26 protein-coding genes are annotated in these 25,117 nt (G+C 66.1%); 22 read left to right on the forward strand and 4 right to left on the reverse strand.

Going from position 1 to position 25,117, the window contains the following annotated elements; all coding sequences use genetic code 11:
• From ACFO0A_RS07175 to ACFO0A_RS07200, 6 genes are read left to right on the forward strand one after another with little or no spacing between them, the layout of a single operon-like run.
• Window positions 1–795 carry a VOC family protein gene (locus tag ACFO0A_RS07175; protein ID WP_379538328.1) on the forward strand — a complete coding sequence of 265 codons (795 nt, stop codon included), beginning with the start codon at window positions 1–3 and terminating at the stop codon, window positions 793–795.
• 11 nt (window positions 796–806) lie between these two features.
• Complete coding sequence (locus ACFO0A_RS07180; protein WP_379538329.1) at window positions 807–1,283, forward strand: VOC family protein; 477 nt, start codon at window positions 807–809, stop codon at window positions 1,281–1,283.
• Between the two features lie 4 nt (window positions 1,284–1,287).
• Window positions 1,288–1,962 carry a dihydrofolate reductase family protein gene (locus tag ACFO0A_RS07185; protein WP_379538330.1) on the forward strand — a complete coding sequence of 225 codons (675 nt, stop codon included), beginning with the start codon at window positions 1,288–1,290 and terminating at the stop codon, window positions 1,960–1,962.
• Window positions 1,962–2,612 carry a glutathione S-transferase family protein gene (locus ACFO0A_RS07190; protein ID WP_379538331.1) on the forward strand — a complete coding sequence of 217 codons (651 nt, stop codon included), beginning with the start codon at window positions 1,962–1,964 and terminating at the stop codon, window positions 2,610–2,612. The genes ACFO0A_RS07185 and ACFO0A_RS07190 overlap by 1 nt, the downstream gene beginning before the upstream one ends.
• A 15-nt stretch (window positions 2,613–2,627) precedes the next feature.
• Complete coding sequence (locus tag ACFO0A_RS07195) at window positions 2,628–3,104, forward strand: SRPBCC domain-containing protein (protein ID WP_379538332.1); 477 nt, start codon at window positions 2,628–2,630, stop codon at window positions 3,102–3,104.
• A gap of 31 nt (window positions 3,105–3,135) precedes the next feature.
• The gene (locus tag ACFO0A_RS07200) at window positions 3,136–3,630 is read left to right on the forward strand and encodes a GFA family protein (protein WP_379538333.1); all 495 of its coding nucleotides are present in this window, start codon (window positions 3,136–3,138) and stop codon (window positions 3,628–3,630) included.
• 34 nt (window positions 3,631–3,664) lie between these two features.
• On the opposite strand, the gene ACFO0A_RS07205 is transcribed toward ACFO0A_RS07200, so the two are convergent.
• A complete protein-coding gene (locus ACFO0A_RS07205) occupies window positions 3,665–4,243 on the reverse strand; it encodes a J domain-containing protein (protein ID WP_379538334.1) in 579 nt (192 codons plus the stop codon).
• 38 nt (window positions 4,244–4,281) lie between these two features.
• Here ACFO0A_RS07205 and ACFO0A_RS07210 point away from each other — a divergent pair, with 38 nt between their 5' ends.
• The 6 genes from ACFO0A_RS07210 to ACFO0A_RS07235 are packed head-to-tail and all read left to right on the forward strand — an operon-like array spanning window position 4,282 to window position 8,886.
• Window positions 4,282–4,560, forward strand: coding sequence for a BolA family protein (locus ACFO0A_RS07210; RefSeq protein WP_379538335.1), 279 nt, complete (start codon window positions 4,282–4,284; stop codon window positions 4,558–4,560).
• On the forward strand, window positions 4,557–5,018 hold the full coding sequence (locus ACFO0A_RS07215) for an NUDIX hydrolase (protein ID WP_379538336.1): 462 nt from the start codon (window positions 4,557–4,559) through the stop codon (window positions 5,016–5,018). Before ACFO0A_RS07210 ends, ACFO0A_RS07215 begins: the two co-directional genes overlap by 4 nt.
• Window positions 5,015–5,920, forward strand: a complete 906-nt coding sequence (locus ACFO0A_RS07220) for a pirin family protein (protein ID WP_379538337.1) — start codon at window positions 5,015–5,017, stop codon at window positions 5,918–5,920. The genes ACFO0A_RS07215 and ACFO0A_RS07220 overlap by 4 nt, the downstream gene beginning before the upstream one ends.
• Complete coding sequence (locus tag ACFO0A_RS07225) at window positions 5,917–6,732, forward strand: SDR family NAD(P)-dependent oxidoreductase (RefSeq protein WP_379538338.1); 816 nt, start codon at window positions 5,917–5,919, stop codon at window positions 6,730–6,732. The genes ACFO0A_RS07220 and ACFO0A_RS07225 overlap by 4 nt, the downstream gene beginning before the upstream one ends.
• A complete protein-coding gene (locus tag ACFO0A_RS07230) occupies window positions 6,729–7,637 on the forward strand; it encodes an alpha/beta fold hydrolase (RefSeq protein ID WP_379538339.1) in 909 nt (302 codons plus the stop codon). Before ACFO0A_RS07225 ends, ACFO0A_RS07230 begins: the two co-directional genes overlap by 4 nt.
• Window positions 7,582–8,886 carry a low temperature requirement protein A gene (locus ACFO0A_RS07235; protein ID WP_379538340.1) on the forward strand — a complete coding sequence of 435 codons (1,305 nt, stop codon included), beginning with the start codon at window positions 7,582–7,584 and terminating at the stop codon, window positions 8,884–8,886. The genes ACFO0A_RS07230 and ACFO0A_RS07235 overlap by 56 nt, the downstream gene beginning before the upstream one ends.
• On the opposite strand, the gene ACFO0A_RS07240 is transcribed toward ACFO0A_RS07235, so the two are convergent.
• Window positions 8,883–9,962 carry a DUF2332 domain-containing protein gene (locus ACFO0A_RS07240; protein ID WP_379538341.1) on the reverse strand — a complete coding sequence of 360 codons (1,080 nt, stop codon included), beginning with the start codon at window positions 9,960–9,962 and terminating at the stop codon, window positions 8,883–8,885. The two genes, ACFO0A_RS07235 and ACFO0A_RS07240, sit on opposite strands and share 4 nt — an antisense overlap.
• Before the next feature lie 64 nt (window positions 9,963–10,026).
• Between ACFO0A_RS07240 and hisG the strand changes: the two genes are divergently transcribed.
• From hisG to ACFO0A_RS07270, 6 genes are all read left to right on the forward strand, one after another.
• Entirely contained in the window at window positions 10,027–10,683 is a 657-nt protein-coding gene (gene hisG, locus ACFO0A_RS07245; RefSeq protein WP_379538470.1) for an ATP phosphoribosyltransferase, read from the forward strand.
• The gene (gene hisD / locus ACFO0A_RS07250) at window positions 10,683–11,975 is read left to right on the forward strand and encodes a histidinol dehydrogenase (RefSeq protein ID WP_379538342.1); all 1,293 of its coding nucleotides are present in this window, start codon (window positions 10,683–10,685) and stop codon (window positions 11,973–11,975) included. Before hisG ends, hisD begins: the two co-directional genes overlap by 1 nt.
• Window positions 11,972–12,418 (forward strand): transcription antitermination factor NusB, encoded by a 447-nt coding sequence (gene nusB, locus ACFO0A_RS07255; protein WP_379538343.1) that lies wholly within the window; start codon window positions 11,972–11,974, stop codon window positions 12,416–12,418. The genes hisD and nusB overlap by 4 nt, the downstream gene beginning before the upstream one ends.
• Window positions 12,419–12,495: 77 nt before the next feature.
• The gene (thiL, locus tag ACFO0A_RS07260) at window positions 12,496–13,386 is read left to right on the forward strand and encodes a thiamine-phosphate kinase (protein ID WP_379538344.1); all 891 of its coding nucleotides are present in this window, start codon (window positions 12,496–12,498) and stop codon (window positions 13,384–13,386) included.
• 127 nt (window positions 13,387–13,513) lie between these two features.
• The gene (locus ACFO0A_RS07265; RefSeq protein WP_379538345.1) at window positions 13,514–15,634 is read left to right on the forward strand and encodes a sodium-translocating pyrophosphatase; all 2,121 of its coding nucleotides are present in this window, start codon (window positions 13,514–13,516) and stop codon (window positions 15,632–15,634) included.
• A gap of 113 nt (window positions 15,635–15,747) precedes the next feature.
• Window positions 15,748–16,638: an acyl-CoA thioesterase gene (locus ACFO0A_RS07270; RefSeq protein WP_379538346.1), complete on the forward strand. Its 891-nt coding sequence runs from the start codon at window positions 15,748–15,750 to the stop codon at window positions 16,636–16,638.
• 13 nt (window positions 16,639–16,651) lie between these two features.
• On the opposite strand, the gene uvrC is transcribed toward ACFO0A_RS07270, so the two are convergent.
• Window positions 16,652–18,592, reverse strand: coding sequence for an excinuclease ABC subunit UvrC (gene uvrC, locus ACFO0A_RS07275; RefSeq protein ID WP_379538347.1), 1,941 nt, complete (start codon window positions 18,590–18,592; stop codon window positions 16,652–16,654).
• A gap of 145 nt (window positions 18,593–18,737) precedes the next feature.
• Between uvrC and ACFO0A_RS07280 the strand changes: the two genes are divergently transcribed.
• The 3 genes from ACFO0A_RS07280 (at window position 18,738) to ACFO0A_RS07290 (ending at window position 22,019) form a co-directional block, all read left to right on the forward strand.
• The gene (locus ACFO0A_RS07280; protein WP_379538348.1) at window positions 18,738–19,481 is read left to right on the forward strand and encodes a hypothetical protein; all 744 of its coding nucleotides are present in this window, start codon (window positions 18,738–18,740) and stop codon (window positions 19,479–19,481) included.
• A 100-nt stretch (window positions 19,482–19,581) separates the two neighbouring features.
• Complete coding sequence (locus tag ACFO0A_RS07285) at window positions 19,582–21,219, forward strand: WS/DGAT/MGAT family O-acyltransferase (protein WP_379538349.1); 1,638 nt, start codon at window positions 19,582–19,584, stop codon at window positions 21,217–21,219.
• On the forward strand, window positions 21,216–22,019 hold the full coding sequence (locus ACFO0A_RS07290) for an esterase/lipase family protein (protein WP_379538350.1): 804 nt from the start codon (window positions 21,216–21,218) through the stop codon (window positions 22,017–22,019). Before ACFO0A_RS07285 ends, ACFO0A_RS07290 begins: the two co-directional genes overlap by 4 nt.
• A gap of 10 nt (window positions 22,020–22,029) precedes the next feature.
• Here the strand turns inward: ACFO0A_RS07290 and ACFO0A_RS07295 are convergent, their stop codons facing one another.
• On the reverse strand, window positions 22,030–24,612 hold the full coding sequence (locus tag ACFO0A_RS07295; protein ID WP_379538351.1) for a TonB-dependent receptor: 2,583 nt from the start codon (window positions 24,610–24,612) through the stop codon (window positions 22,030–22,032).
• Window positions 24,613–24,832: 220 nt separating this feature from the next.
• On the opposite strand from ACFO0A_RS07295, the gene infA reads away from it, so the two are divergent.
• Window positions 24,833–25,078 carry a translation initiation factor IF-1 gene (gene infA, locus ACFO0A_RS07300; protein ID WP_068073902.1) on the forward strand — a complete coding sequence of 82 codons (246 nt, stop codon included), beginning with the start codon at window positions 24,833–24,835 and terminating at the stop codon, window positions 25,076–25,078.
• The last annotated feature ends 39 nt before the right edge of the window (window positions 25,079–25,117 follow it).

The following is a 25,117-nucleotide window of genomic DNA, read 5'->3' on the forward strand; positions in this document are numbered from 1 at the left end:
ATGACCAATCCCCCCGGCAGCTGGATCTGGTACGAACTGATGACCACCGACGCGGCAGGCGCGAAAGCGTTCTACGACGCAGTGGTGGACGGCTGGACCATCGGCGCGCAGTCCGCCGCGCCCGATCAGGACTATCGCATGATCGGCCGGTCCGACGGTGGAAATGCCGGCGGCATGATGGCGCTCACCCCGGAGATGACCGAAGGGGGCGCGCGACCTTGCTGGCTCGGCTATCTCTACGTTCCCGATGTCGACGCAACAGTGGCGGCGATCACCACGGATGGAGGCCAGGTGCAGATGCCGGCGGTCGACATGCCGGGCGTCGGCCGCATGGCGATGGTCACCGATCCCCAGGGCGTGCCGTTCTACCTCATGACTCCCACTCCCCCGCCCGGCATGGAGGGCATGGCAAGCGACGTCTTTTCGCCAGATCAGCCCCAGCACGTAAGCTGGAACGAGCTGGCTACTCCCGACCTGGAAGCCGCCAAGTCATTCTACGGCAAGCATTTCGGATTCGAATTCAACGAGTCGATGAGCATGGGGCCGATGGGCGATTATTGCTTCATCGATCACGACGGCCAGCGCACCGGGGCGATGATGCAGCAGCAGGACAAGACCGAGCGGGCGCTCTGGCAATTCTACATAAACGTGCCCTCGATCGGCGCGGCTATCCGCGCAGTCGAAGGCGGCGGCGGAAAAGTCCTGAGCGGACCTCACGAGGTGCCTGGCGGCGCGACGATCATCGTCGGCACCGACCCTCAAGGCGCGCGATTCGCGCTCGTCGGCGGCAAGTAGGAGATCAAGCGATGAGCCCGGTGACGATTTGCCTGTGGTACGACGGAACCGCCGAAGAGGCCGCGCGGTTTTATGCCGACACTTTCCCCGACAGCGAGGTGACCGGGGTCCATCGCGCCCCCGGTGATTATCCCGACGGGCACGAAGGCGACGTTCTGACTGTGGAGTTCACCGTCCTTGGCCTGCCGTGCATGGGTCTCAATGGCGGCCCCCAGTTCCCGCAAACCGAAGCGTTCTCCTTCCAGGTGGCGACCGACAGCCAGGAAGAGACCGATCGCTACTGGAACGCCATCGTCGGCAACGGCGGGGCGGAGAGCGAGTGCGGCTGGTGCAAGGACAAGTGGGGCCTCAACTGGCAGATCACGCCGCGTACCCTGACCGAGGCGTTGGCCGCTGGAGGCGACGAGGCCAAGCGGGCGTTCGCGGCGATGATGACGATGCGCAAGATCGACGTCGCGGCGATCGACGCCGCACGCCGGGCAAGCTGAAGACATGGCGCGCAAGATCACAGGCGCCGCATTCATCTCGCTCGACGGGGTGATGCAGGCGCCCGGTGGCCCGACCGAGGACCCCACCGGCGGATTCGATCAGGGCGGCTGGGTCTTCAAGCTTTGGGACGAAGGCGTCGAGCAAACGATCGGCTCGCTCTTCTCGGGCAGCTACGACCTCCTGCTCGGGCGGCGGACCTACGATATCTTCGCCGCCTACTGGCCCTATGCCGAAGGTGACAATGCCGCGATGGGCGAGGCGTTCGACCGCGCCAACAAGTACGTCCTGACCCGCGGCAGCCAGCCGCTGGAGTGGCAGAACAGCCATCGCCTTGCTGGTGTCGACGATGTGGCCAGGCTCAAGCAAACGGACGGCGCGGACATGATCATCCAGGGGTCGAGCACGATCTACCCCGCGCTCCTTGCGGCCGGGCTGATCGACACGTTGATCACCATGACCTATCCCGTCACGCTCGGCTCGGGCAAACGCCTGTTCGGCGAAGAAACCCCGGTCGGGACATTCACGCTGAAAGATCACCGGGTCACCGACAAAGGAACCGTGATTTCGACCTACGCGCCTGGCGGCGTCCTGCCGCCCTATCCGCCGGAGGGACCGATCCCGGCAACGAGCGAACGCGAGGCCGAGCGACAGAGGCGGATCAAGGAGGGTACCTGGTAATGCTGCAACTCTACGGCCACCCCTTCTCGTCCTACACCTGGAAGGCTTTGATCGCGTTCTATGCGAACGAGATCCCGTTCGAGTTCCGCATGGTGGATCCCGATCATCCGGAAAACAGCCAGAAGGTTGCCGACCACAGTCCGCTGGGCAAGTTTCCGCTGCTCGAGGACGGCGACCGCTGGGTGTTCGAAGCGACATCGATCATCGACTATCTCGCCCTTCACTTTCCCGGCGCTTCTGGGCTGTTGCCTTCCGATCCGGACGCGGCGGTCACGACCCGGATGATCGACCGCGTCTTCGACAACTACGTGATGACGCCGATGACCGACATCGTGGCGGAGCATATGCGATCCCCCGGAATGCCCGATCCGGCGACCGAGGGTCGCGCCCGCGCGGTGCTCGATCGCTCCTACGTCTGGCTTGATCGCTGGTTGGAAGGTTATTCCGCTGGCGACTCGGTCACGCTTATCGAATGCGCCGCCGCGCCCTCGCTGTTCTATGCCGACTGGGCCTTTCCCATCCCCTCGTCATGCGAGCGGCTTCGCCAGTGGCGGGCGCATCTCCTTTCGCTGGCGCCTGTCGCCCGTTGCGTTGACGATGCCCGCCCCTATCGTGCCTGGTTCCCGCCCGGAGCGCCGGATCGCGATTGAAAGGATTGAACCTCGATGACTGAAGCCACCGCGCCAGCGGGTAACGAACTGTCCGTCACCTGCCACATTGCCGCGCCGCCAGAACGCGTCTGGCGCGCCATGCGCGACGAGCTGGCCGAATGGTGGTGCCCACGGCCCTGGAGGACCGAGATTGTCGAACAGGACCGCCGCCCGGGTGGCGCCAGCAGGCTCATCATGAAGGGGCCCAACGGCGAGGAGAACCGGGTCGAGGGCATCTACCTGCGTTGGGACGAAGGCACGCGCTTCGCGATCACCGACGCCATCGACGAGAACCTGATGCCCGGCGGCCCGTTCATGATCGGCATCTTCGAGATCGCGCCCGAGGATGGCGGAACGCGCTACACCGCCCGTGCGCGCCACTGGTCCAGCGAGACGATGGAAGAACACAAACGGATGGGCTTCCACGAAGGGTGGGGCAAAGTGGCCGATCAGCTGAAAGCACTTTGCGAGACGGGATCGGTGCCTGATTGACCCGCCGGCCCGGGAATCGCATACCGGCGTGATGGCCGAAGACCCAACTCCCTTCGCCGAGGGCGGCTGCACTTGCGGCGAGATCCGCTATCGCCTGTTGCGCGACCCGATCGTGGTTCATTGCTGCCATTGTTCCTGGTGCCAGCGCGAAAGCGGGAGCGCCTTCGCTCTCAACGCGGTGATCGAAGCGACCGAGGTGGAACTCACCGGCGGCACCCCGCAGACCGTGATCACGCCGTCCGCTAGCCAGAAAGGTCAGGAAGTGCTCCGCTGTCCGACCTGCCGGGTCGCGGTGTGGAGTCACTACGCCGGGGCCGGCGCCAAGGCGAGCTTTGTCAGGGTCGGCACGCTGGACGATCCCGCCCTTTGCCCGCCCGACGTACACATCTTTACCTCGAGCAGGCTCGATTGGTTCGACCTGCGGGACGGCGTGGAGCAATTCGACGCGTTCTATTCCGGCAAGGACGTCCCGCGCATCTATGGCGAAGACGGGGCGGCCCGCTGGAAGGCTTTGCGCGAGGCCTAGCCAGGCGCCAATTCAGGCTGCGCACCGCGACGAATCAGGGGCGGGCGAAGCTCTTGCGCAGGAGTTGGTAGGCTTCGACCACCTTCTGCAGCCGCGCTTCATGGCTGCGATCGCCGCCATTGCGATCGGGGTGATAGCGCCGGACAAGCACCGAATAGCGGGCTCGAAGCGCTCGCAGGTCCGCGTCGAGCGGAAGGTCCATCGTCTGAAGCGCACTGCGGTCCGCCGCGCTGACCATCCTTCCGTCCCTGTGTTGCGTCGGTTTGCGCATCCGCGCCCGGCGGGCGATCGCCTCGAGCGGGTCGGCATGGTCGGCCCACCGCGGCGGCTCGTCGATTCCCGCAGTGGGCCGGAACGCGCGGGTCTCGCGCTCCCAGCCTGCAATCGGCGACTGCGCAGCGAGAATCTCGTCCGCACTCATCCCGGCGAACCAGTCGTATCGGGCGTTGAATTCGCGAACATGATCGAGGCAGAACCAGCGATGGTCGGGCGGCCCGTCGAAACTTGCCGAACGGGACCGGGGCGCGCGGAATTCGCCGGCTTCGTCGCAACCCGAAGCTTCACAAGTGCGGCCGGCGCTTTCTACCCGGCCATGGAATTTGTCGTGTCTCACGCCTTCCACATGGGGCGGGAAGCGCTAGAAGGAAAGACATGCCCGAAACTGTAGAACAGGAAATTGTCCGCCGGCTGACCGAGGCCTTCGCCCCGACCGAGCTCGTCGTGAACAACGACAGCGCCCGCCATCATGGCCATTCGGGTGACGACGGTAGCGGCGAATCGCATTTCAGCGTGGCGATCGAGAGCGCCGCGTTTGCCGGGATGCCGCGGTTGCAGCGCCAGCGCGCGGTCAATGCGGCACTGGGCGATCTCCCCGGCCAGCGTGTCCATGCCCTTGCCATCCGGGCACGGGCGCCCGGCGAAGCGCGGTGAACCCGGTGATCGCCTCCGCCCTGCCCCGCCGCATCCGCCGCGCCGCCCGTCTCCTGGTGATCGACGGCGAGGCCCGGCTGCTCCTCTTCCGCTTCACGTTCGGGCCGCGCGCCTTCTGGGCCACTGCCGGTGGCGAGTGTGACCCGGACGAAAGTTTCGAGGACGCGGCACGCCGCGAACTGCGCGAGGAAACGGGGATCGTCGCCGAGCCCGGCCCGGTCATCGCCGCGCGTGGAAACGATTTCGTGACCGCGCAAGGGGAGGCAGTGACCGCCGACGAGCGCTATTTCCGGGTAATCGTCGATACGTGCGCGATCGACACCAGCGGCCACACCGAGCTTGAGCGCAGGATCATGCAGGAGCATCGCTGGTTCTCGCGGAGCGAGTTAGCCAACTGGCACGAACCGATATTCCCGCCCGAAATCCTCGAGTTGCTCGACCGGGAGATTGCCGCATGAACGCCCCCCTGCCCCCGAACATCGCGGAAGAGGTGATCACGCCCGCCAGTCACGACCTGGGCGCCTTCTCGGTCCGGCGCGCATTGCCCGCGCGTTCGCGGACGATGGTCGGGCCATTCATCTTCGTCGACCAGTTCGGCCCAGCGCACCTTCCTGAAGGCTCGGCGATGGATGTGCGGCCCCATCCGCACATCAACCTCGCAACGGTGACCTGGCTGTTCGAAGGCGCGATCGATCACCGCGACAGTCTCGGCAGTTTTGCCACGATCCGGCCGGGTCAGGTCAACCTGATGACCGCCGGAAGCGGCATCGTCCATTCAGAGCGCAGCCCGCTGGCCGAACGCGCGGGCGGTCCGCACCTCTATGGCATGCAGACATGGCTGGCGCTGCCCGACGGGCGCGAGGAGATCGACCCGGCGTTCGAGAGTCGCGCCGATCTTCCCCTTGTCGAAGGGGGCGGAACCAGCGCCCGGGTCATCATGGGCAGCCTCTGGGGCGCCGCCGCCCCCACCACCCAGTATGCGCAGACGATCTATGCCGAGATCGCGCTGGCGCCCGGCGGTGCAATTCCGCTCGATGCCGACTCTGATGAACGGGCGATCATGCTCGTCGGCGGCGAGGCCGAAGTCGAAGGCATGAGCCTCACGCTCTACGATCTCGTCGTGCTCAAGCCCGGCGCGGCCCTCACCTTGCGTTCGGCGCGCGGCGGACGCGTCATGCTGATGGGCGGGGAGGCATTTACAACGCCGCGTCATGTGTGGTGGAACTTCGTCAGTTCATCACGCGAACGCATCAACCAGGCGAAGGACGACTGGCGGCAGGGGCGCTTTCCGCTTGTGCCCGGCGACAGCGACGAATTCATTCCCATCCCTCAAGTGGCAACAACGGTGAGCTATCCATGAACTTTTCAGGACAGACAGTCTGGATCACCGGCGCCTCGTCGGGCATCGGCGCGGCACTGGCGCGCGAGCTTGCCGCCGATGGCGCGAAGGTGATCCTTTCGGGCCGCAATGAGGCGGCGCTGGCGACCGTCGCCGCCGACTGCCCGACGGCGGTTGTCCTGCCGTTCGAAAGCACCGATTACGATGCCCTGCCCGCGCTCGTCGAGCAGGCCTGGAACTGGCAGGGCGCGGTCGACCTGCTGATCAACAATGCCGGCATCTCGCAGCGTTCGCTGGCGGTCGATACCGCGCTGCCCGTCTATCAGCGGATCGTGGATGTCGACCTGCTCGCCCCGATCGCGCTGACCCAGGCATTGCTGGGCCGGATGGTGGCGCGCGGCAGCGGCCGCCTCGCCTTCATCTCGAGCATTGCGGGCAAGGTCGGCGTGCCGATGCGCACCGCCTATTGCGCCGCAAAGCACGGCCTGATCGGTTATGCCGACGCGCTGCGCGCCGAGACCGCGCATCTCGGGCTGAAGGTCCACGTCATCTCGCCGGGGTCGATCCGCACCGATGTATCGCGCAACGCGCTGACCGCGGACGGCAGCAAGCGAGGACAGAGCGACAAGGTGATCGACAACGGGATCGAGCCGGCGGTTGCGGCGCGAGCGATGATCGACGCCATGCTGGCGGATCAGCGCGACATCATCGTGGCCGAGGGCGGCGAGAAGCAGATGGGCGAGCTTCGCCGAACGCCCGACGCCCTGCTGGACCAGGTGGGTGGCCTGATGAGCGCGGGCTATGCCGCGCGCATGGCGGCCGAGGCGCAATGATGGACCAGGTCCGCGTAAAGCTCGCCAGCGGGATCGATCTCGACACGGTCGATGCCGGGCCGCGCGATGCGCCCGCGCTCGTCTTCCTCCACGGTTTTCCGGAATCGCACCGGACCTGGCGGCACCAGATCGCGCACTTTTCGGATCGTTACCGGTGCATCGCGCCCGATCAGCGCGGCTATCGCGGCTCATCGAAGCCGCAGGACCCGGCGAGCTACACACCCGATAAGCTGATCGGCGACATATTCGGACTGGCCGAAGCGCTTGGCGTGGGGAATTTCACGATCATCGGACACGATTGGGGCGGCGCGATTGCCTGGGGCGTGGCACTGGGCGGTCAGATGAATGGGCGCGTGACCCGCGCGGTGATCGCCAACGCACCTCACCCGGCGATCTTCTCGCGCCTGCAGTGGACGAATCCGGCCCAGCGCGCAGCCAGCCAGTATTTCCGCGCCTTCCGCGATCCCGCAAACGATGCGCTGGTGCGGGAGCATGGCCTAGGCGCAATGCTGCTCAAGGCATTTGGCGAGAGACCGGTCAGTGCCCCGATGGAACCCGAAGAGCGCGAGGCGCTGCTGGCCGACTGGTCCAATCCTGAAGCCGCTTTCGGAATGCTCAACTGGTACCGCGCGAGCCCCGTGCCGGTCCCGCCGGTCGATGCCCCGTACGAGCTGCCCGAAGGCGCTCTCATCGCGGTCCCTCCGCTGACCATTCCGACCCTCGTGATCTGGGCGATGGAAGACACCGCCCTGCCGCCTGCGAATATCGAGGGACTGGAAGAGTTCGTGTCCGACCTGACCGTCGTGAAGGTGCCCGATTGTGGGCACTTCGTCCCCTGGGAAGCGCCAGATGCGGTCAATGCCGCCATGGAAGCCTTCCTCGCGCGGACCGACCGCCCTGCCTGAAGCCGAGGTCGAAGCCGGACAGCACCACTCGCTCCTCCGCAATCACGGCGGGGGCGCGGCACCGGTCACTTACCTCGAGCTGTTCTTCGACCTCGTCTATGTCTTTGCGGTCACCCAGCTTTCCCACTTCCTGCTCGGCCACCTGACGGTTGAGGGACTGGCGCAGGCCGCCATTCTCTTTCTCGCGGTGTGGTGGGCGTGGATTTACACCACCTGGGCGGCGAACTGGGCCGATCCCGAGCGGCTGGCGGTTCGGGTGATGCTGATCGTCGCGATGCTGTTCAGCCTCGTGATGGCGGTCGCGCTGCCTACCGCCTTCGAAGACAGCGGCCTACTGTTCGTCGCCAGCTATGCCGCAATCCAAGTTGGACGGACCGCGATGATGGTGTTGATCATGCGCCGCGAGAGTCCCTCGGGCGCTCGCAACATGACGCGCATCCTCTCCTGGTTCCTCGCCTCGCTCGTGCCGTGGCTCGCCGGCTGCTGGGCCGGCGACGCGGAGGCGCGGATGGGCTGGTGGGCCGCTGCGCTGGCGATCGAGTACGCCGGGCCGGCGCTGCTTTTCCGCACGCCGTTTCTCGGCCGCTCGTCAGCCGCGGACTGGAACATTTCGGGCAGTCACATGGCCGAACGCGCAGCGCTGTTCATCATCATCGCGCTTGGCGAAGGGATTGTCGTCACCGGCACGACTTACGCGGGCCTCAAACCCGAGGGAACGACGAACCTCGCCGCGCTTATCGCGTTCGCCGGCTCGGTGGCGATGTGGTGGATCTACTTCGATCTTGGCGCGACCCGGGGGGCCGAACATATCGAGCACCACAGCCAGCCCGGGCGGGTCGCGCGCAATGCCTACACCTACCTGCACATGCCGATAGTCGCCGGAATCGTCATCACGGCGGTGGCCGACGAACTTCTTCTCGCTCATCCCGACGGCCATGCCGAGCCCAAGCAGATCCTGGTGCTGTGCGGCGGAATCGTGACTTACCTTCTTGGCACGGGGCTGTTCAAACGCCCGACCAGCCGTTTCGGCAACTTTCCCTTCTCGCACCAGATCGGCCTTGCACTGACCTTGTTGCTGGGTGCCTGGGCCTGGATCATGGCGCCGCCGGCGCTGATCTTCGGCGCGCTCGCGATCGGCAATCTGGCAATGGTCGCCGCGTGGGAATGGGGTTCCTACCACGGCGGTTGGGTCGAGCGCTTCCCTGTCCTGCGGCGCTTCATGCGCCGCCGGCCCGAGACCGAAGGCTAGGCCCGCCAGTCGATCCAGGCGCCGTGAGGGTGGGAAGTCGCCAACAGCGTTTCCGCATCACCGCCCGGCCAGTAGCGCACGCGCAACTCGTGATGGTGGCGGGCGCGGTTGGCTTCGAGGGCGATCCACGCCAGTGGCCGCTCGGCGGTGGCCCGTGCGCCGGCAGCTTCCATCGCTGCCGTGATCCGGTCCTGCTGATCGGCCGGGACATATTGCCAGACGATCGAGTGCATCAGCAAGCGCGTGACGCCGGCATCCTGGGGCTTGGCGAGTTCGGCCTCGCAGAAATCGGCCGCAGTCATCTTCACCAGCTTCGGCGCCTTCTCGACCGCAGCGGCGATCGCCGCATCCATGCGGGCAAAGCGGATCCCATGTTCCGGCCAGATATAGGCCTTGAGGCGCAGCGCCTGACCGGGGTCGGTCAGATCCACCGGGGCGACGTCGCAGCCCTTCAGCGAGACGATCTCGATCGCCCGATCGGGCGGGGGCGAGCCCTTCCACTCGGGTTCGAACCGCATGACGCCCGGTTCCGGGCCAAACCCCACCCCGCCCAGCTCGTAGCGGTAGCGGTCGAGCATGAGGTTGATCCCCGCGCTCGATCCGATCTCGAGGCACGCAAACCGCGGCGCAAGACCCCTGTCGGCAAGCCAAAGCATCGCCGCGACGAAATTTGCCGAACGGCCGGCCTCATTGGTCTGAGGTGGTCCGTCGAGCCACGGCAACAGATCTGCTTCATGCGCGTCGATCACGCCGCGCACGATGGCCAGGTCGTCCGTCCCGGCCTCGCCCGCATAGATCGCCGCGAGCTCGGGCGCCCGACCAGACAGGTGGAGGGCATGGAGCCCGCCGGCAGCGCGCAAGGGCAAGGCGTCGGCCATTGGCGCGCCGCTCCAGCCCGCGATCCGGCCGAGAAATCTCGACCCGACAGGATCGTTCAGCGCGGCTGCGATTGCCGCCACGACCCGCGCGGTGATCGGCGCATCGCTGGCCTTGCAGTATGACACCTGGTTCGAAAACGACGTGGTCACGGCATCGCCGCCCGCTGCGTTGATATCGATGAACTTGTAGTCGCTCATGGCCGCGTCTTCCCCGCTGCTTGCGCGGTTGCCCTTTGGCGGGTTCCCGCTTAAGGCCCGCGCCATGCTTCAGCCGCTGATCTTCGCCGTTCCCAAGGGGCGCATCCTCGAAGAGGCGTTGCCCTTGCTCGAGCGTGCCGGAGTGGTGCCCGAGCCTGCGTTTTCGGACAAGTCCTCGCGCGCGCTGTCCTTTGCGACAAGCCGCGCCGACATGCGGATCATCCGCGTTCGCGCTTTCGACGTGGCGACGTTCGTAGCGCACGGCGCAGCGCAGGCAGGCATAGTCGGATCGGACGTTATCGACGAGTTCGGCTATTCCGACCTCTACGCCCCGGTCGATCTCGACATCGGTCACTGCCGCCTGTCGCTCGCCGAGCCTGCCGAGGCCGCCGATCTCGCCTTCGCCAGCCATGCGCGGGTGGCGACCAAGTATCCCAACCTCACGCGACGCTATTTCGAGCGGATCGGCGTCGCGGCAGAGTGCGTCAAGTTGAACGGCGCGATGGAGCTCGCCCCCAGCCTGGGACTTGCGGGCCGGATCGTCGATCTCGTCTCGAGCGGCCGCACGCTGAAGGACAACGGCCTCGTCGAGACGAACGTGATCATGCCGGTTTCGGCGCGGCTGATCGTCAACCGCGCAGCTCTGAAGACCGATAGCGAGCGTCTTTCGGCGCTGATCGATGCGTTCCGGGCACTGGTCGGCGAGCGGAAAGCCGCCTGATGCTTCGCCTGGACAGCAGCGCGCCCGGCTTTGCCGCCGCGTTCGACCGCCTTGTTCGCGACCGGCGCGAAAGCGACGACGACGTCGCGCGTGACGTCGCGGAGATCGTCGAGGACGTGAAGCACCGCGGCGACGCCGCGCTCGCCCACTACACCGCGCGGTTCGACGACCATCCGCTCGAGACGGAAGCCGACTGGCGCGTCCCGGCGGCGCAATGCCGCGAGGCGTACGATGCGCTCACTCCCGACCTGCGTGCGGCGCTGGAACTCGCCGCGCAACGCATCCGCGCGTTTCACGAGCAGCAATTGCCGGCCGACCGCGACTATACCGACGATGAAGGCGTTCGGCTCGGCTCGCGCTGGCTGCCGGTCGACGCTGCGGGGCTCTATGTCCCGGGCGGTCGCGCCGCCTACCCGTCCTCGCTGCTGATGAACGCGATTCCCGCCAAGGTCGCCGGGGTGGCACGCCTGGCCGTGGTGACACCCACCCCGCGCGGGGAAAACAATCCGCTGGTCCTTGCGGCGGCCCATCTTGCCGGGGTTGACGAAGTCTGGCGCATCGGCGGTGCCCAGGCGGTTGCCGCGCTGGCCCACGGGACCGACCGGATCGCGCCGGTCGACGTCATCACGGGACCTGGCAACGCCTGGGTCGCGGAAGCCAAGCGGCAGCTTTTCGGCGTTGTCGGGATCGACATGGTGGCCGGTCCTTCGGAAATCCTCGTGATTGCCGATGGTGCAAACGATCCCGGGTGGATCGCCGCCGACCTGCTCAGCCAGGCGGAACATGACCCCGCGGCCCAAGCAATCCTGATCACCGACGATCACAGGCTGGCCGACCAGGTGGCCGACATGGTTGGAGTGGAGCTGGCCATGCTGCCGACCGCTCGCACCGCCAAGGCCAGTTGGGACGATCATGGCGTGATCATTGTCGTGAGAAGTCTCGACGAGGCGCCGGCACTCGCCAACCGCCTTGCAGCGGAACACATCGAGCTGGCGATCGACGACCCTGACGCGATGTTCGCGAAGATCCGCCATGCGGGCAGCGTCTTTTTGGGGCGCCACACGCCCGAACCCATCGGGGATTACGTCGCCGGTCCCAACCACGTTTTGCCCACCGGGCGCCGCGCCCGGTTTTCTTCGGGCCTGTCGGTCCTCGACTTCATGAAGCGCACAAGCTTCATCGCACTCGATGAAGCGGCCCTGCGGGCGATCGGGCCCGCAGCCATCGCGCTCGCCGAAGCAGAAGGCCTGCATGCGCACGCCCGATCGATCGAAACGAGACTAGACCTATGAAGCCCGTCGCCCAGGCCCGTGCCGCCGCCCGCCTCGCCGCGGTCCAGGCGCTCTACCAGCAGGACATGGAGCGTACGCCGCTTACCGTACTGCTCCACGAATTTCATCAGCACCGCCTTGGCGCGACGATCGAGGATGCGGAATACGCGGACGCCGACGTCGATTTCTTCGACGACCTTGTTTCGGGGGTCGATTCCCGGCGTGAGGAGATCGACGGCATCATCACCGCCAGGCTGGCCAGCGGCTGGTCCATTGCGCGTCTCGACCGCACCCTCCTCCAGATTCTGCGCGCGGGAACGTATGAGCTGATCGCTCGCGCCGACGTACCGGTTGCCAGCGCGATCAGCGAATACGTCGATGTGGCTCACGCCTTCTTCAACGCGCGCGAAGCGAAGTTCGTGAACGGGATTCTCGACGCGGTGGCCAAGGAACGCCGGACCTGACCTTCCGCGTCTACGGGAAGCTCCTCCCGACTACTTAAGCGCTGGCATTTGACGGCCGAACGCTGTTCAGTTGACCGATGAGCACGGAGCCTCAATTCATCGAACTGATGCGCGCACTCGCGACCGGCCCGGCCGCGCGGGGGTTGAACGACGATGCCGCCGCGCTCAACGTCGGCGCCGAGACGCTGGTACTGACCCACGACATGATGGTCGAGGGCGTGCACTGGCTTCCGGGCCAGGACCCCGCCGATGTCGCCTGGAAGCTGGTCGCAGTGAACCTGTCCGATCTGGCCGCCAAGGGCGCCGAGCCCCTCGGAGTGCTCTTGGGCTACAGCCTTGGAGACAACGACGTTCGATTTGCCGCCGGGCTTGGGGAAGTTCTCGCAGCTTTCGAAGTTCCCTTGCTGGGTGGCGATACGGTCGGCGGCGGCCCCGGACGTGCCCACGGCCTCACGGCAATCGGCCGCGCGACGCATGTCCCCGTGCCGGACCGTAGCGGAGCACGCCCTGGCGACAGCATCTGGCTGACCGGAACCGTAGGCGGCGCGATGCTGGGTTTCGACGCGGTTCGCAGCGGTCTTGACGATCCCACCAGTCGCGCGGCGTTCTGCCGTCCCCGGCCACTTCTGGCCGAGGGACGCGCTCTCGCACCGCTGGTCACCGCGATCATGGACGTCTCGGACGGCCTTCTCCTCGATGCGTCCCGCATCGCACAGGCGAGCGGAGTCAATCTCGACATCGAGCGTGACGCCGTGCCGCTCGCGCCCGGCGTCGCGGGCTCCGGGCGGGCTTACGAGGCGCTCCGCTGGGGCGACGATTACCAGTTGCTCTTCACGCTGCCCGCCTCGGTGGCCCCGCCCATCCCGGCAACGCGCATCGGGACGGTCGGCAGTGCCGGGCAATTTCCGGTCACGCTCGATGGCGCGCCGCCCGATCCCGACCTGCCGCTCGGGTATCTCCACGGCTGAACCGTTAGGAAAGGGTTGCGCCGGGCGCGACCTTGCGTGTAGCCACCCCGTCGAGGGGCCCCGCGCGAGCGGGGCCATTTGATATGCAGCGGGTCAAGCGCTGCGTGAACAATGGGGGAGCAGCGCCGTGAGTCCTGTCACGATTGCGATTATTCTGGGCTTCGTCGCCCTACTTTACGGTCTCGTCACAAGTCGGCAGGTGCTCAGCGCCAGCGCCGGCGACGCCAAGATGCAGGAAATCGCCGCGGCGATCCAGGAGGGCGCGCAAGCTTACCTCGGCCGCCAGTATCGCACGATTGCGATGGTCGGCGTGGTGGTCGCGGTTCTCGTCTTCGTATTCCTCGGCCCCGTTTCGGCGACCGGCTTCGTCATCGGCGCCGTGCTTTCGGGCGTCGCGGGCTTCATCGGCATGAACATTTCGGTGCGTTCGAACGTGCGCACCGCTGCGGCGGCGCAGAGCGGTCTTCAGCAGGGCCTGACGCTGGCCTTCCGCGCGGGCGCCATCACCGGCATGCTCGTGGCGGGCCTCGCGCTCCTCGCCATTGCCGTCTTCTTCTACTATCTCACGGATATCGCCGGCTACACCGTCGGCGGTACCGACCGCACTGTGGTCGACGCGCTCGTCGCGCTCGCCTTCGGCGCCTCGCTTATCTCGATCTTCGCCCGTCTCGGCGGCGGCATCTTCACCAAGGCCGCCGACGTCGGCGCCGACCTGGTCGGCAAGGTCGAGGCCGGCATTCCCGAGGACGATCCACGCAACCCGGCGGTCATTGCCGACAACGTCGGCGACAACGTCGGCGATTGCGCCGGCATGGCGGCCGACCTGTTCGAAACCTACGTCGTTACCGTCGGTGCGACGATGGTTCTCACCGCCCTGCTTCTCAAGGGCCTGGGTGACGCCCTGCTCCCGCTGATGAGCCTTCCGCTGCTGATCGGCGGCGTGTGCATCGTGACGTCCATCATCGGCACCTATTTCGTCCGTCTCGGCGGCGGCAAGAACATCATGGGCGCCATGTACAAGGGCTTCCTCGTCACTGCCGTCCTCTCGGTCCCGGCGATCTGGTTCGCCATTTCGATGATCCTCAACGGCGACATGAACGGAACGATCGGCGATGCGGCCGCCAGCGGCGGCTTCACCGGCATGAGCCTGTTCTACTGCTCGCTGCTCGGCCTCGTCATCACCGGCCTGATCATCTGGATCACCGAGTACTACACGGGCACCAACTATCGCCCGGTGCGCTCGATCGCCAAGGCTTCGGAAACCGGCCACGGCACCAACGTGATCCAGGGTCTTGCCGTCAGTCTTGAGTCGACCGCGATGCCGACGCTGGTGATCTGCGCCGGCATCATCATCGCCTACCAGCTCGCTGGCCTGATCGGCATCGCCTATGCCGCCACCTCGATGCTGGCGCTGGCCGGCATGGTCGTCGCACTCGATGCCTACGGTCCGGTCACGGACAATGCCGGCGGCATCGCCGAAATGGCCGGCCTCGACGATTCGGTCCGTGAAAAGACCGATGCGCTCGATGCGGTGGGCAACACGACCAAGGCGGTAACGAAGGGCTATGCAATCGGATCGGCCGGCCTCGCCGCTCTGGTGCTGTTCGCCGCCTACACCACGGATCTGGGCGAGTTCTTCCCCAATCTCACCGTCGATTTCAGCCTGAAGAACCCCTACGTCATCGTCGGGCTGCTGCTCGGCGCGCTCCTGCCGTACCTGTTCGGGGCGATGGGCATGACCGCGGTGGGCCGCGCCGCGGGCGAAGTGGTCAAGGACGTTCGCGACCAGTTCAAGAGCAATCCCGGCATCATGACCTACGAGACCAAGCCGAACTATGCTCGCACGGTCGATCTCGTCACCAAGGCGGCGATCCGCGAGATGATCGTCCCCTCGCTCCTTCCCGTGCTCGCGCCGATCGTGGTCTATTTCGTGATCACCGCGGTGGCCGGACAGGCGCAGGGCTTTGCCGCGCTTGGCGCTCTTCTGCTCGGCGTGATCGTCGGCGGCCTGTTCGTCGCCATCTCGATGACCTCGGGCGGCGGCGCGTGGGATAACGCCAAGAAGTACATCGAGGACGGCAATCACGGCGGCAAGGGCTCGGAAGCCCACAAGGCCGCGGTGACCGGCGATACCGTCGGTGATCCCTACAAGGATACCGCCGGCCCGGCGGTCAACCCGATGATCAAGATCACCAACATCGTCGCGCTGCTGCTTCTTGCGGCGCTGGCGGCCCACGGGGTCGGCTAACTTCGCCGTCAGTCACGGGCTATGCTCGAAGACCCCGTCCGGAGCGATCCGGGCGGGGTTTTTCGTTGGCCGGCGTTGACGCCGCGCCCGCCCGCCATCTAGGCGCGGTCGCGATGACGGAACACCCCAGCCCAGACCAGCGCATCGCCGAACTGATCGAACTTCTCGACGTGCAGCCGGACGGCGTCGACCGCTTCGCCGGGCGGCGAAAGAGGGGCGGCGTCGGCCGCGTGTTCGGCGGCCAGGTTATCGCCCAGGCACTTGCGGCGGCCGAGCGCACCGTCGCTCCCGACCGCGAGGCCCATTCGCTCCACGCCTATTTCCTGCGCGGCGGCAGTGAGGATCACGAAACGACCTTCACGGTCGAACGCGATCTCGACGGCGGGAGCTTTTCCAATCGCCGCGTTGTCGCAAGCCAGGAAGGCCGCCCGATCCTGACCTTCGTCGCGTCTTTCCATCGCCGCGAGGACGGTGTCCATCACCAGGACGAGATGCCGCAGGTTCCAGCGCCCGAGGACCTGCCCGACGAGGCGGCCTTGCGTGCGCAATACGCTGACCGCGTTCCTGCCGACAAGCGGGCGCAGATGCTTGCGCCGCGCCCGATCGAGATGCGCCCGGTCGAAAAGCGCCACTGGATGGGCGCGGAAAGCGGGCCGCCGATTTCGCATAGCTGGTTCCGAACGGTTGCTCCCCTGCCCGACGATCCCAAACTGCACCGCGCGATCCTGGCCTATGCCAGCGACATGACTCTGCTGGGCACATGCACCCTGCCTCACGGGCTGAGTTGGACGGCAGGCGACGTCATGGGCGCCAGCCTCGACCACGCGGTTTGGTTCCATGACAGCTTCCGAGCCGACGAATGGCTGCTCTACGCAACCGATAGCCCCTGGGCAGGGCGCGCCCGAGGCATGAACCGCGGCCGCATCTATTCGCAGGACGGGCGGCTGGTGGCAGAAGTGGCGCAGGAAGGGCTGATCCGCCAGATCACCCCCAAGGCGAACTAGCCCGCGCCGCACGTCACCCGTTGGGGTGATAGAAGTCGTACACCGTCTGGGCGACCGCCGCGCTAACTCCCGGGGCGCGCTGCAGATCGTCGAGGGCTGCGGCCCGTACCTTGCCGGCAGTGCCGAAGTGCAAGAGCAGCGCGCGCTTTCGCGCAGGTCCGATCCCGGGAATTTCATCGAGCGGAGAGGCGGTGATCGCGCGGCTCCGCTTTGCCCGGTGCGCGCCGATGGCAAAGCGATGCGCCTCGTCGCGCAGTTGCTGAAGGTAGAACAGGACCGGTGAATTGAGCGGTAGGGTCTTTTCGCGCCCGTCGGGAAAATGGAACACCTCGCGCCCCGCGTTGCGGTCGGGCCCCTTCGACACCGCGATCAGGGGAAGATCCTCGATGCCCTGTTCCTCGATAGTCTCGCGCACGGCCGTCATCTGGCCCTTGCCGCCGTCGATCAGGACCAGATCGGGCCAGGTCCCGCCCTGGCGGTCGGGATCTTCGGCCTGGGCACGACCGAACCGGCGGGCCATGACCTCGCGCATCATCGCAAAATCGTCGCCCGGCGCGGTCTCGGGGCGCTTGATGTTGAACTTGCGGTACTGCCCCTTCACGAACCCTTCCGGCCCGGCGACGATCATCGCACCGACCGCATTCGTGCCCATGATGTGGCTGTTGTCGTAAACCTCGATCCGGACCGGGGCTTCGGGCAGTTCGAAGAATTCGGCCGTCTCGCGAAGGATGCGCGCCTTCGTCCCGCTTTCCGCAAGCCGCCGGTCAAGTGCCTCGACCGCATTGCGCTCGGCCTGCGCGATCAGCCTGCGCCGGTCGCCCCGCTGGGGAACCGAGATTTCGACCCTCCCTCCGGCGGACGGCTGGAGCGCCTCGGCGATAAGGTCGGCCTCCGGCAGTGCGCGGTCGACGAGGATGCAGCGCGGCGGCGGCACTTCCTCGTAGAACTGGGCAAGGAAGCTGGACATGACCTCTTCCGGCGCAAGTCCGTCGGTGTGGCTGGGAAAGAACGCGCGGTGTCCCCAGTTCTGCCCGCCGCGGATGAAGAACGCCTGGATGCCGATGGCGCCGCCCTTTGCGGCCATCGCGAACACGTCGGCATTGCCCACGCCTTGCGCGTTGATGGCCTGACTGCCCTGGATGAAAGTGGCTGCGCGAAGCCGGTCGCGAAGCATGGCCGCACTCTCGAAGTCGAGCGATTCCGCCGCCTTGGCCATCTGTCGCTCGATCTTCTTCTGCACTGTTGACGACTTGCCGCCGAGGAAATCGCGCGCTTCGGCAACCAGTTCGGCATAGCTGTCGGGATCGATACGGCCCACGCAGGGCGCCGAGCAACGCTTGATCTGGTAGAGCAGGCACGGCCGGTCGCGGCGACTGAAGAAACCGTCGTTGCAACTGCGCAGGAGGAATAACTTCTGCAGCGCGTTGATGGTAGTGTTGACCGATCCGGCACTGGCAAAGGGACCATAGTAATCGCCCTTCGCGCGCCTCGCGCCGCGATGCTTCTGGATCCGCGGAAAGGCATGGTCCGCCCGTATCAGGATGAACGGGAAGCTTTTGTCGTCGCGCAACAGCACGTTGTAAGGCGGGCGGTAGCGCTTGATAAGCTGCGCCTCGAGCAGCAGCGCCTCGGCCTCTGAATTGGTGGTCACGATCGTCATCGACCGAGTCTGCGCGATCATCCGCAGCAGCCGCTTCGAAAGCCCGGCAACCTGGGTGTAATTGGCGACCCGGTTCTTCAGCGCGCGCGCCTTGCCTACGTAGAGCACGTCGCCTCTTGCGTCGTGCATGCGATAGACGCCGGGCTTGGGCTTGAGAGTGCGAACGACCTCGCGGATCGCGGCGACGCCGGCCTCGAGATCGGGCTGGTCGCTGCCGCGCACGGTGCTGGACGCCGCGTCCTCGTGGAAGCGGTCGTCCTGACGATCGGGAGGGGGCTTGGAAGGGCGGGCCATGGCGCGAAGACCAGATAGGGCGGAACGCGCGGATTTGAAACGAAGTTGATCGGATTTGCGGCACGGGCGCGACAAGGCGCCACTTGTCGCGGGTGGGACATCCGCATAGCCTGATCCGGGGGAGCGACGAGACGGGGGGATTGTCGTGGCGACAGTTGCGTTAAAGGCCGGAATCGTTCGGCGAGAGGGACGCGACCGGTTCTACAGCCGTACCGCGCTGCTGATGGCATTGCTGGTCCTTTCGGCGTTTCCGCTGACCTACTTCGGACCGCTCATGAGTGGGTCCCACAGGTTCAGGGCGATCGTCCACATCCACGGGCTCGCCTTCTTTGCCTGGATCGCGCTCTATGCCCTTCAGACCGAGCTTGCCGCCCGCGGGCGGATCGCCCGCCATCGCGAGCTGGGGCTGGCGGGGATCGCACTCTCCGCGCTCATGCTGCCGCTAGGCCTCGCCGCCGCGATTGTCGCCGTGCGCGAGCGGCAGGCGCGGGGCGATGCCCACCCATTCGCGTTCACCCTCTACAACGTCATCGACATCGCGCTGTTCGCGATCCTGATGACCTGTGCGATCGCCTGCATCACGCGGCATCAGGAATGGCATCGCAGGTTGACCTTCGGCGCCGCGCTGTGCCTGGTCGGCCCGGCGATCTCGCGCTGGTTCCTGCCCTTCCCCGGCGTCTTTCCGTGGACCGACTTTGCGCCGAACCTCCTCGCCGACCTGTTCCTGATTCCGCTAGCGATGCACGATCGCAAGGTCCTGGGCGGCGTTCACCAGGCGACGTTATGGATGGCAGCGATCCTCGTGCCGATTCATATCGTCACGCCGTGGCTCACGACGAGTGCGGCGTGGAATGCGCTGGCCCCGGCGATCATGCATCTCGCTCCCTGAACCAAGGCCCCCCGGGCGCGATTGACGCGCTCAAGCCATGTGTTACCCCTTGTCGAGGTGACCGGCGGCGCATGATCGTCCAGGCACCTGGGAGAGCCGGATGCACCAGTTGCAAGGGATGGATTCGTCCTTCGTCGCGCTCGAAACGCGCAATTCCCCCATGCACATCGGCTCGATCCTGATTTACGATCCGGCCACCGCCCCCGGCGGGTTCGTCCGCTTCAAGGATATTCTGGCGTTCTATCAAAGCCGGCTGCAATTTTCCAAGACCGTGCGCCAGCGCCTGGTCCGCGTTCCCTTCGACCTGGATTATCCCTATTGGGTCGAGGACGAGCACTTCGATCTCGAATATCACGTGCGCCATGTCGCGCTGCCGCAGCCTGGGGACTGGCGCCAGCTCTGCATCCAGGCGGCGCGGATATTCGCGCGCCCGCTCGACCTATCGCGCCCCCCCTGGGAGTTCACTGTCGTCGAGGGGCTGGGCAACATTCCCGGCGTGCCGCCGGGCAGCTTCGCGATGGTGACGAAGGTCCATCATGCGGCGATCGACGGCATGAGCGGGATCGACCTGATGGAAGCGCTTCATTCGACCGATCCGCATCAGCCTCCGCCGAACGAGCCCGACAACTGGAAGCCCGAAAAGGTGCCCTCGACGGTCCAACTGCTCGCCCGGTCATGGCTCAACAACCTTCGCAACCCGCTACGTCAGGTGGACGTTGCCGCGCGGGCGATGCCAGGGCTGTTTTCGCTGGTGAAGGGCGTCGTCGCCAAGGACATCAGCCTGTCGGGCGAGATGATCGCTCCGCGCAGCCGGTTCAACGTCTCCATTAGCCCGCACCGGGTGGTCGAGGGTCGCAGCTTTCCCTTGGCGGACATCAAGGCGATCCACGCCCTCGCCCCCGGTTCGAAGGTCAACGACGTGTTCCTGGCGATCATCGGCGGGGCGATGCGCCGCTATCTGCTGTCGAAGGGCGACCTGCCCGACAAGACGCTGACCGCGATGGCCCCGATCTCCGTTCGCAGCCAGGGCGAGAAAGGCGACATGGGCAACCAGGTTGCAGCCATGGTCGCGCCGCTCGGGACACATATCGAGGATCCGGCTGAACGGCTGCGCTACGTCCATTCGCAGACCATGAATTCCAAGGCGATGACCGAGGCGATCGGTGCGCGCAACATGACCGAGATGAGCAAGGTCAGTCCCGCGCTGTTCATGGCTCTCGGCGCCCAGCTCTACACCCGGCTGGGCCTTGCCAACCGGGTCGTCCCGCCGTTCACTACCGTCGTCACAAACGTGCCGGGTCCGCCGGTGCCGATCTATTCGGCCGGAGCGCGGCTGCATTCGATGATGGGTCTGGTCTGCCTGACCGACGGCATGGGGCTGGCCCACGTCGTCCAGAGCTATGTCGACGAGGCGACGATCGCATTTACCGCCGACCGCGACCTCATGCCCGACCCTGATTTCTACGCCCAATGCCTTGCCGACAGCTTTGCAGATCTGCTCGCGGCTACGAGGGCTCCGGCCGCGGAAAGGGCCACGCCGCGCAAGAAGGCCGAACCCGCGAAAGAAGCTGTTCCACCGAAAAATCCGGCACGGCGCGGCACCAAACCCGCAGCAGCGAGTTCCAAGCCCAAGACAGCTGCGCCTGCCCCCGCCACAGCAGGGGCGAAGCGCAAGAACCCACCGAAATCCGCACGGGCCGCAAAGCCGGTGCCTAATAGGGCAACCAAACCGTCATGACCTCTGCCGCAATCCACCGCGATTCCCGCCCCGCGAAGCCACCTAGCGGCCTGCTGACTCTGGCCGAAGGCGCGCGCGGGATGGCGGAACTCGCATCGTTCTTCGCCATGCGGCCGGCGATGTCGCTGCTGCCGCGCGGAGACGGGCATGGCGTTCTGGTGCTTCCCGGCTTCATGGCGTCCGACAGCTCGACCAGGCCGATGCGTTCGCTGCTCGCCGACCTTGGCTATGACGTCGCCGGCTGGGACCTTGGCCGCAACCTGCGGGTCGATAATGCCCGGATTGCGGCGATGAGCGCACGGTTGCGCGAGCTTCACGAGCGGAGCGGCGGCAAGGTTTCCATCGTCGGGTGGAGCCTGGGCGGCCTGTTTGCCCGCGAACTGGCCAAGCTACACCCGGAAATGGTCAGGCAGGTCATCTCGCTGGGCAGCCCGATCTCTCCCGACCGCAATCATTCGAATGCGCGGCATCTGTTTCACGCCATCAACGGCAAGACCCCCGAGCCGCAGCGCGAGGGCCGGTTCGTGGACACGGGCCACGCGCCCCCGGTACCCACCACGTCGATATACACCCGCACCGATGGCGTAGTGGCATGGCGCGGATCGCTTCAGCATCCCGAGCTTGCCGATCATTCGCGCACTGAGAACATCGAAGTGCATGCCAGCCATGTCGGCTTGGGGGTGAATCCTTCGGTGATGTTCGTGATCGCCGACCGGCTTGCCCAGCCGGAAGATAGCTGGCGCAAATTCGCGCCGCGCGGGCTTGCGAAAGTACTGTTTCCCGCGGTTCGCGCGCATTAGGGGCACACGCTCAGAACATCTTGCGCAGCTCGATCCGCACCACCCGGCCCTGCGGATCGAGGAACCCGGGCTGGTAGCGCAGCGGAACGAGGCCGTTGGCGTCGGTTACGCGCTGTTGCGCGTCGAACAGGTTGTTCACGCGCAGCGACACTCTCGTGTTCTCAAAGAACGGCACTGACTTAACCAAGCTCTTCTGCTGGCCAAGGTCCGCGAACAACCGCAAGTCGAACTTGGCCAACGGCGCGAAATCCAGGCGGGTAGAGCCCGGCAGGCCGCTGCCGTCGATATGCGTGCCGCCGGTGTAGTTGGCCGAGGCTCGCAGGCCGAAGCCGCGATAAAAGCCGCCGCCTTCCAGCTCGATCCCATGCCGGGCAACGCCGCCGCCGCTGATCGCGTCCCCATCGAGAAGATCGAGCAAGGGTCCGTTGTCGGCTATGCGGACCGACTGTTCGAAGCGGATCGTGTGATAGATCGAAACGTTCCAGCGTCCGCGGCCATCGCCGCCTCCGCCGAAACCTCTGCCCCCGCCGCCCATCCGCGGGCCGCCGCCGCCGCCGCCCGGACCGCCTGTGCCGGGCGCGCGGCGTGGGCCGTCACCGCCACCTCCGCCGCCGCGTCCGCCCATCCCGAACCGCCCCGACGTGGCATTGGGGTCAGCCTTGCCGAATGCGCCCGAAAGATTGAAGCCGTAACGTAGCCGCTCGCCCCGCTCTTCCTCGAAGGTAACCGGGCGCTGGTCGATGGCGATCAGCCGCCCGCTTGCATCGCGCGTCACGCGGCCGGGAAACGCCGCCTCGACCGCAGGGGTCAGCAGCGGGAAGGCGTTGGTCGTGTCATACGATCGGTTCCGAAAGTATTCGGCGACGAAATTGGACCCCTCAAGAAACGGCAACCGCCAGTTTACGCCGAGCTTCCAGTCGCGCTGCCGCTCCTTGACCAGCTGCGGATTGCCGCCGCTGGTGATCGTCGCGAGCACGGTTTCACCGCGCGCGAAATCGAAGACGGTCACGTTGGGCGTCGTCAGCACAGCTCCGCCGAGGTCCGACAGGCCCGGCGCCGCGTCCTTGCCGATGAAACTCGCCTGGAATGTGAGCCGCTCGGTCGGCGACCAGGTCAGGCCCGCCCCATACCCATAAAGCGTGCCGAAATCGGAGAGGTGATCGACGTCAGCGTTGAGGTTGAGAGACAGGTCACCGACTCCTGCCAACACATCCTCGCGCCGGCTCGTGAGCGGCAGATCCAGATTGAGGCCACCCGAAACCTCGCTTCGATGCAGGTTGATGTCGCTCCCCGCGCGGGTATTCGAACTGTTGATGGCGCGATAGTCAAAGCCTGCCTTTGCAGTCAGCGAGGCTTCTCCCGCAGGCATCCTGAACGGCCGACCGCTGAATGTTACCAGGCTTGTGCCGGTATCGGTCACGGTCTTGGCGCGATCGTCGGGCAATGTCGTGATCGAGCCCGTCGGAATAGCGCCCGTGGGCGACAGAAAACCAGCGGACACCAGCGCCTGGACAGCCGCTGCATCTGCGCGCCGATCGGTGCGCGAGACGCTGTCTACATGGCTGTAATCCGCGGTCACAGCCAGCCGCCAGCCGCTGATCTGCTTGCTGAGAGCTGCGCCGGCCTGAGCCGTCACCGTCTCGCCCTGACGCGTCAGGGGATTGGGATAAAGGTAGCTGCGGGCGACCGTCGTACCGTCAGGCGCTGCCAAAGTGACACCGTTGAGCCCGAACAGCGAGCGCGTGTAGTCCTTCGAGAGCGCGCCGTTCATGCTGAACGAGGTGCCTTGTCCCAGCGGACGCGCGAACGTGGCGTTGACCCCGATCGAATGCGTGTCCGGGATCAGGGTGCGGTACCGTGCCTCGGCGGGATCGCCGGTCACTATGGCTCCGGTTGGTGCGGGCTGGATGATCTTGCGTTCGGCTTCGGTCAGCGGACTTCCGTCAGCGATTGTGCCTGTCAGGTTGAGGCGCGACTGGCCGGATATCTTGACCAGCGACGTTTCGAGCTGCCCGGTCGAGAATCCGCCCGCTGTGGGAATGCCGTATTGCGCCTCAGCGGTGAGGCTGGCGAACTGGTCCTTCAGGATGAAATTCACCACGCGCTGATCGGGCGGATAGCCGAACTGGAGCGCGACTTCCTCGGGCAGAATTTCGACCTTGCGTATCGCCTCCGGCGGAAAGTTGCGAAGTTCTCGAAAGCCCGAGATACGCTGGCCGTTCAACAGCACCACCGCGCCGCCGCCGCCGCGACCGCGACCCGAGCCCGTCTGGGGCGCGAGCGCGCTCAGCAGGTCGGCAAGGCTACCCGCGCCATAGGAAGCGACCGCCTTTTCATCGAGCTCCTGAATTGGCGCCTTGTCGGTCTGGACCTGGCCCGCGACCCGGCTGGCGACGACCACGATCTCGCCCGGCTGGTCGCCCGGCACTTCGGTCGTCGTATCGGTCGGCGCAGGGACAACGGTGTTGGGATCACTTGATCCGGGAGTATCCGCCGTCGGCGGCACAGGCGTTGCGGCGTCCTGGGCAAAAGCCGGTGCTGCGGCCAATGCGGCAGCAATAGCGGCAAGCGAGGCCGCGGAGCGGGCTGTCATCAATTTCGGCCTTTCGTAATTTCCGGCAGCGCGGGCGCCGCCCGGTCCCCCGCCTTGTCCAGTTGAACTGGCAAGCGGCGGATGGCGCATCAAGGCGCAAAGCGTATCAAATTGTAGCCGGTTCCCGGCCCGACGGCAGCGGGCTTTCCTTTTGCGCCACGTGCAGCTATGGCGCGGCCCAGCCCGTTCGGGGCCCGAAATGGAAGCGAATTAACCGCCTATGGCGAAAGAAGAACTTCTCGAGATGCGCGGCACGGTCGTCGAACTGCTGCCAAACGCAATGTTCCGTGTCCGGCTCGAGAACGACCACGAGATCCTTGGCCACACTGCAGGCAAGATGCGCAAGAACCGCATTCGCGTTCTAGTCGGCGACGAAGTGCTCGTCGAACTCACGCCTTATGACCTGACCAAGGGCCGGATCACCTACCGCTTCATGCCGGGGCGCGGCGGCCCCGGCCAGTTCTGAAAAACACAGCCGATAGCGCTGGCGGCAGCGCCGCTCGCA

Source organism: Novosphingobium tardum, from assembly GCF_042652045.1.
Taxonomy (GTDB): domain Bacteria; phylum Pseudomonadota; class Alphaproteobacteria; order Sphingomonadales; family Sphingomonadaceae; genus Novosphingobium; species Novosphingobium tardum.